Here is a 6,468-nt window from a genome sequence, read left to right on the forward strand (position 1 = left end):
GCTCACCGGCGCGCGCTCGAATTCGACGGCGCTCGTCGGCACGCCCGAACAGGTCGCCGACGCGCTGCTCGACTACTACGACCTCGGCGTGACGACGTTCCTGATCCGCGGCTTCGATCCGCTGGAAGACGCGATCGACTACGGCCGCGAACTGATTCCGCGCGTGCGCGGCGCCGTCGCCGCACGCGACGCGGCCCGCCGCGCCGCCTGAGCCCCACGGAACCATACGGAGCCCTACGCCACCATGTCCGCCGTCCTTTCGTCGCCCGACCGTACCGCATCGGGCCTCGTGCTCGCCGACACCCCGCGCCAGCACTTCTGGTTCGACCCGCCCGCGCCGCGCATCGACGTGGCCGCCGAGCGCCGCCACCGGCAGGAGCGGCTCGCGGCCGCGTTCCGCCTGTTCGCGCGCTTCGGCTTCGCGTCGGGCCTCGCCGGCCACATCACCGCGCGCGATCCGGAGCTGCCCGATCATTTCTGGGTGAACCCGCTCGGCGTGCATTTCTCGCAGATCAAGGTCTCCGACCTGCTGCTCGTCAACGCGCGCGGCGAAACCGCGATCGGTCAACGGCCGCTGAACAAGGCCGCGTTCGCGATCCATGCGGCGATCCACGAAGCCCATCCGCACGTCGTCGCCGCCGCGCACACGCATTCGACCTACGGCAAGGCCTGGTCGACGCTCGGCCGCCCGCTCGATCCGCTCACGCAGGACGCGTGCGTGTTCTATGAAGACCACGCGCTGTTCGACGATTTCACGGGGATGGTCGTCGACACCAGCGAAGGCGCGCGGATCGCCGATGCGCTCGCGAAGCCGGACGGCACCACGCACAAGGGCGTGATCCTGAAGAACCACGGCATCCTGACGGCTGGCCCGACGGTCGAGGCCGCCGCGTGGTGGTACATCGCGCTCGACAATGCCGCGCACACGCAGTTGCTGGCCGAAGCGGCCGGCACGCCGCAACCGATCGATCACGCGACCGCGCGTCATACGCATGGCCAGATCGGCGGCCCCGACGGTGCGCTGCATGCGTTCGACAGCCTGTTCGCGCGCGTCGTCGCCGACGAACCCGATCTGCTCGACTGAGCCGCCCTTGCGCCACCCCGGAGACCACACAATGACCCACACCACCGCACCCGCGCCCGCCGACACGCACGACGACCAACGCCGCCGGCTGCTGCGCGCGGCCGGCGCCGCCGCGCTCGCCGTCCCTGCGATCACGCTCGGCCGCAAGGCGTGGTCCGCGCCGCCGCTGAAGAAACTCACGTTCGCGTGGAACCAGAACGCGTTCTGCCTGACGCCGATCGTCGTCGCGCAGGAGCGCGGCTTCTTCGAGAAGAACGGGCTGCAGGTCGATCTGATCAACTACAGCGGCTCGACCGATCAACTGCTCGAATCGATCGCGACCGGCAAGGCCGATGCGGCGGTCGGGATGATCCACCGCTGGCTGAAGCCGCTCGAAGCCGGCTTCGACGTGAAGATCATCGGCAGTTCGCACGGCGGCTGCGTGCGCCTGCTCGGCGCGAAGGCGGCCGGCGTCACGACGCTGCAGGCGCTGAAGGGCAAGACGGTCGGCGTCAGCGATCTCGCCGCGCCCGGCAAGCACTTCTTCTCGATCCTGCTCGCGAAAAATGGCGTCGATCCGGAGCGCGACATCACGTGGCGGCAGTATCCGGCCGACCTGCTCGGCGTCGCGGTCGACAAGGGCGAGATCCACGCGATCGCCGACGGCGACCCGAATCTGTATCTGCTCGAAAAGCGCAGCAACGGCGCGTACACCGAACTCGCGACCAACCTGTCCGGCGAATACGCGCGCAAGGTGTGCTGCGTGATCGGCGCGCGCGGCGACCTCGTGCGCAACGACCGGCCGTCGGCCGCCGCGCTCGCGCGCTCGATCGTGCAGGCCACCGAATACACGCACGACAACCCGAACGAAGCCGCCAAGGTGTTCGCGAAGTATTCGCCGAAGATCAGCCCCGAGGATCTGCGCAAGCTGTATGCGACGCTCACCTACACGCATCACCCGACCAACGTCGACCTGCAGCAGGAAATCGCGTTCTATGCGGACGATTTCCGCCGCATCAGCGTGCTGAAGAAGAGCACGGACCCGCAGCGCTTCGCGCAGCAGGTCTATGCGAACGTACTGGGGTAACGCGATGTCGACGATCGAACACGCTTCCGCCGCACGCACCGCGTCGGCTCCGGCCGGCGCCGCCGCCAACGCTCCAGGTTCCGCGCGCGCAGCCTGCACGACGTGCGAAGCCACGCTGGCCGCGCAAGCGCGGCGCGAGCGCATCTGGCCGACCGGGATCGCCGCCGCATTCGCATGGGCCGCGCTCGGCGCGCTCACGCAACTGTGGCCGAACCGGATCGTAGGCTTCAGCGACTGGGCGTACACCGACACGTTCGGCACGGCCGCGTGGACAATCGCCGCGCTGCTGCTCGCCGCCGCGACGCTCGGCCATCTCGTCCCTGCGACCCGCACGCGGCTCGCGCGGGTACGGCCGGCCGGCCCGTGGCTCGTCGCGCTGCCGCTCGTGCTCGCCGCGTGGGAAATCGTCACCGCCAAAACCGGCTGGCTGCCGACGCCGTTCTTCGCGCCGCCGCAGGCGCTGATCGAGGTCTACGTCGACGACTGGCCGCGCCTCGCCGGCAGCGCCGCCAACACGCTGAAGCTGCTCGCACTCGGCTTCGCGTACGGCGTCACGGTCGGCTTCGCGGTCGGCGTGTCGATCGGCTGGTCGCGCCGGATCGGCTACTGGGTGCATCCGGTGCTGCGCGTGCTCGGGCCGGTGCCGGCCACCGCGCTGCTGCCGCTCACGTTCTACTTCTTCCCGTCGAGCTATTCGGCCGCCGCGTTCCTGATCGCGCTGGCGACGGGCTTCCCGGTTGCCGTGCTCACGTGGTCCGGTGTCGCGAGCGTGAACAAGCAGTACTACGACGTCGCGCGCACGCTCGGCGCGAACGCACGCTTCCTCGTGCTGCGCGTCGCGATTCCGGCCGCGCTGCCGCACGTGTTCGTCGGCATCTTCATGGGGCTGAGCGCGTCGTTCACCGTGTTGGTCGTCGCCGAGATGATGGGCGTCAAGTCGGGGCTCGGCTGGTATTTGAGCTGGGCGCAGGGCTGGGCGTCGTACGTGAACATGTATGCGGCGCTGATCGTGATGGCGCTGCTGTTTTCCGGGCTGATCGCGCTGCTGTTCGCCGTGCGCGACCGTGTGCTCGCCTGGCAGAAAGGAACCGTCAAATGGTAAGCGCCGCCGTACTCGAACCGTCCGCGGCCACTGCCGCGGCGCCCGCCGTCACGCCGCCGCGCGGCGCGCGCATCGACATCCGCCGCGTGAGCCATGCGTTCGACGGCCCCGACGGCGCGCTGCCGGTGCTCGACGACGTGTCGCTGTCGGTCGCGGCCGGCGAATTCGTCGCGCTGCTCGGCCCGAGCGGCTGCGGGAAATCGACGCTGCTGCGCCTCGTCGCGGGGCTCGACGCCGCACGGCAAGGCACCATCGCGCAGGATGGCGTGCCGATCGAGCGCCCCGATCCGTCGCGCATCGTCGTGTTCCAGGACCCGACGCTGTACCCGTGGCGGCGCGTGCGCGCGAACGTCGCGCTCGGCCTCGAAGCACGCGGCGTGGCGCGTGCCTCGCAGCATCGCGTCGACGATGCGCTCGCGCGCGTCGGGCTGCAGGACTTCGCGAACGTGTTTCCGCATCAGTTGTCCGGCGGGATGGCGCAGCGCGTCGCGCTCGCCCGCGCGCTCGTCAACGATCCGCGCCTGCTGATCCTCGACGAACCGCTCGGCAAGCTCGATTCGCTGACGCGGCTCACGATGCAGGCCGAGCTGACCGCGCTGTGGCAACGCGACGGTTTCTCCGCGCTGCTCGTCACGCACGACGTGGAAGAAGCGCTGTTCCTCGCGCAGCGCGTGATCGTGTTCGGGCCGCGCCCGGCAACGATCGTCGCCGAACTGCGCGTCGACCTGCCCTACCCGCGCCATCGCGGCGACCCGCGCCTCGCCGAATTGCGGCACGACGCGCTGCGGCATCTCGGGCTCGATGCGAGCTGGTAGATGCCGGATGCCGTTCGACGTTTGACCGCGATCCACCGGGGACGCGCGCGATGAACGCGCCGCCGTTCGCCGACTGGGCCATCGCGTTCCTGCAACTGCTGTATCGCGCGCAAATCGCGTTGGCGCGTGGGCTGCACGCGATCGGCCTGACCGGCGACGCCGACGGACAGGCCGCGTGGCCGTGGGCGCATCGCATCGCGCTCGAGACGCTGCGCATCGACGCGGGGCTCACGCGGCAGCTCGCGCTCGCCTGTGGCGCGACGGCGCTGGCCGTCGTGCTCGCGTGCACCGCGCTGGCTTCGCGCAAGTGGCGTGTCGTGCTGGCCATCGCCGCGCTGGCCGTCGCGTGGTTCGCGCCGTGGCCACCCGCGTCGCTGTGGCTCGCGCCGGCCGTGCCGACCAGCTTTCAGCGCGATCCCGCGCCGTTTTCCGTAGCGAACGTGATGCGCGGCGCGCACCTGTACACGCAACATTGCGCGGCCTGCCACGGCACGGACGGACGCGGCGAAGGGCCGCTCGCGGCCACGCTCGCGCACTGGCCGCCGACCTTCGCCGGCGCGCTGCTCGCGCGTCGCCTCGACGGCGAACTGTTCTGGCGCGTGCGCCACGGCACGCAGGACGAGCACGGCGCGCCGACGATGCCCGGCTTTGCGGCGACCCTCGGCCCGCAGGACACCTGGGCCGTGCTCGACTACCTGAAAGCGCTGGCTGCCGGCAGCGGCGCGCAGGCAGAAGGCGCGTGGCCGGTGCCGGTCCCGCTGCCGGCCCTCGACGTGCGGTGCGGCGACGCCGCGCCTCAAGCGCTCGAGCGCTGGCGCGAAGGCCAGCGCGTGCGCGTCGTCGCGCTTGCGCCCGGCGCGACGCCACCGCAGGAAGACGCCCGCTGGCAGACCTTGCTGGTCACCGAAAACGGGGTGTCGGTGCCATCGTCGACCGGCTCGCGTGCGAACTGCGTCGCGACGACCGTCGATGCGTGGCGCGCGTTCGCGACGATTGCCGGCGTCGCGCCCGATGCGCTCGGCGGCACGCAACTGCTTGCGGATCGACGCGGCTGGCTGCGCGCGCGTGCGTTGCCGGGCAGCGCCGGCTGGTCGGACGCCGACCTGCTGTGCCGCTCGGATACGGCGGCTGTCCGGCCGTCCACGCCGGCCACCCGCGGCGACGCGCTGACCGCACTGCTGCTGCGCGTCGATCGGGAACCAGTGCGCGACGTACAAGCCGGGCTCCCGCATTGAATTCATGAACCCTTCCCTCAACCGAACTTCACGATGAATCCGACCCGACGCCACTTCCTCGCCCAGGCGAGCGCCCTTGCCACGATCGCCGCCGCCCCCGCCGTCGTGCGCGCGCAATCGGGCGCACGCCCGCTGCTGCGCGCCGGCGACCAGAAAGGCGGGCTGCGCGCACTGCTCGAAGCGGCCGGCGAACTGAACGGCCTCGCGTACGACATCGCGTGGACCGAATTTCCTGCCGCCGCACCGCTCGCCGAAGCGCTGAACGCGGCCGCCGTCGACTGCGGGCCGATCGGCGACGCGCCGGTGATCTTCGCGCTGGCATCGGGCGCCCGCATCAAGGTGATCGGCGCGAACCGTTCCGATCCGTACGGCACGGCCGTGCTCGTGCAGCCCGACGCCGCGCTGAAAGGCGCGGCCGACCTGAAAGGCAAGCGCATCGGCACCACGCGCGGCTCGATCGGCCATTTCGTCACGCTGAAGGCGCTCGACGCGGCCGGCCTGCCGCCCGACGCCGTGTCGTTCCGCTTCCTGCCGCCGGCCGACACGATGCTGGCGCTCGCCACCGGTTCGATCGACGCGTGGGCAACCTGGGAGCCCTATACCGCGCTCGCCGAAACGAGCGGCCGCGCGCGCGTGCTGGTCAACGGCCGCGGGCTGTGGTCGGGCCTCAGCTATCTGGCGGCGACCGACGCGGCGATCGCATCGAAACGCGACGTGCTGCACGATTTCCTGCGGCGCGTCGTGCGCGCGCAGGCCTGGTCGTACCGGCACGTCGACGCGTATTCGGCGGCGCTCGCGCGCATCATCGGCATTCCGCCGGCCGCCGCGAAGCTGCAATTCGAGCGCCGCGGCACGCGCTGGCTGCCGATCGACGCGCCGGTGATCGCCGAGCAGCAACGCACGGCCGACTTCTACCTGAAGGCCGGGCTGCTGCGCCAGCCGCTCGACGTACGCACGACCTTCGACACGGGCTTCCCGCTCGCGTGACGAGCGCGGGCGGCGCGCAGCCGCCCAAACGGCTGCGGCACGATCTGGCACAATCGCGCTTCGATCAGCCCGCCTTCAGCCAGCGTCATGCCAGCCATCACCGAACTCTTCGTCTATCCGATCAAATCCTGCGCCGGCATCGCGCTGACACGCGCGCAACTGCTGGAAACGGGCCTCGC

At 71.0% G+C, this 6,468-nt stretch carries 7 protein-coding genes and 1 pseudogene; all 8 read left to right on the forward strand.

Translation table 11 applies throughout. The features are described 5' to 3' along the window. A pseudogene (locus JMF90_RS18810) lies at positions 1-211 on the forward strand (alkanesulfonate monooxygenase); the annotation flags it as partial. 33 nt (positions 212-244) lie between these two features. Beyond that, on the forward strand, positions 245-1,084 hold the full coding sequence (locus JMF90_RS18815; RefSeq protein ID WP_011547822.1) for a class II aldolase/adducin family protein: 840 nt from the start codon (positions 245-247) through the stop codon (positions 1,082-1,084). A gap of 31 nt (positions 1,085-1,115) precedes the next feature. Next, a complete protein-coding gene (locus JMF90_RS18820) occupies positions 1,116-2,150 on the forward strand; it encodes an ABC transporter substrate-binding protein (RefSeq protein WP_011547823.1) in 1,035 nt (344 codons plus the stop codon). Positions 2,151-2,154: 4 nt separating this feature from the next. Then, complete coding sequence (locus tag JMF90_RS18825; protein ID WP_011547824.1) at positions 2,155-3,252, forward strand: ABC transporter permease; 1,098 nt, start codon at positions 2,155-2,157, stop codon at positions 3,250-3,252. Then, on the forward strand, positions 3,246-4,067 hold the full coding sequence (locus JMF90_RS18830; protein WP_011547825.1) for an ABC transporter ATP-binding protein: 822 nt from the start codon (positions 3,246-3,248) through the stop codon (positions 4,065-4,067). Before JMF90_RS18825 ends, JMF90_RS18830 begins: the two co-directional genes overlap by 7 nt. Before the next feature lie 50 nt (positions 4,068-4,117). Then, positions 4,118-5,302 carry a cytochrome c gene (locus JMF90_RS18835; protein ID WP_011547826.1) on the forward strand — a complete coding sequence of 395 codons (1,185 nt, stop codon included), beginning with the start codon at positions 4,118-4,120 and terminating at the stop codon, positions 5,300-5,302. Positions 5,303-5,335: 33 nt separating this feature from the next. Further along, positions 5,336-6,289: an ABC transporter substrate-binding protein gene (locus JMF90_RS18840; RefSeq protein ID WP_006479154.1), complete on the forward strand. Its 954-nt coding sequence runs from the start codon at positions 5,336-5,338 to the stop codon at positions 6,287-6,289. 63 nt (positions 6,290-6,352) lie between these two features. Further along, the coding region (locus tag JMF90_RS18845) for an MOSC N-terminal beta barrel domain-containing protein (RefSeq protein WP_236598004.1) at positions 6,353-6,468 on the forward strand (116 nt) is incomplete at its 3' end.

The sequence above is a fragment of the Burkholderia sp. E168m23 genome (assembly GCF_016586125.1).
GTDB classification, from domain to species: Bacteria; Pseudomonadota; Gammaproteobacteria; order Burkholderiales; family Burkholderiaceae; genus Burkholderia; species Burkholderia orbicola.

Bases quoted from the DNA above. Each gene is read 5' to 3' on its own strand.
- JMF90_RS18835 (WP_011547826.1), top strand. From the start codon at position 4,118: ATGAACGCGCCGCCGTTCGCCGACTGGGCCATCGCGTTCCTGCAACTG.
- JMF90_RS18815 (WP_011547822.1), top strand. From the start codon at position 245: ATGTCCGCCGTCCTTTCGTCGCCCGACCGTACCGCATCGGGCCTCGTG.
- JMF90_RS18825 (WP_011547824.1), top strand. From the start codon at position 2,155: ATGTCGACGATCGAACACGCTTCCGCCGCACGCACCGCGTCGGCTCCG.
- JMF90_RS18840 (WP_006479154.1), top strand. From the start codon at position 5,336: ATGAATCCGACCCGACGCCACTTCCTCGCCCAGGCGAGCGCCCTTGCC.
- JMF90_RS18820 (WP_011547823.1), top strand. From the start codon at position 1,116: ATGACCCACACCACCGCACCCGCGCCCGCCGACACGCACGACGACCAA.
- JMF90_RS18830 (WP_011547825.1), top strand. From the start codon at position 3,246: ATGGTAAGCGCCGCCGTACTCGAACCGTCCGCGGCCACTGCCGCGGCG.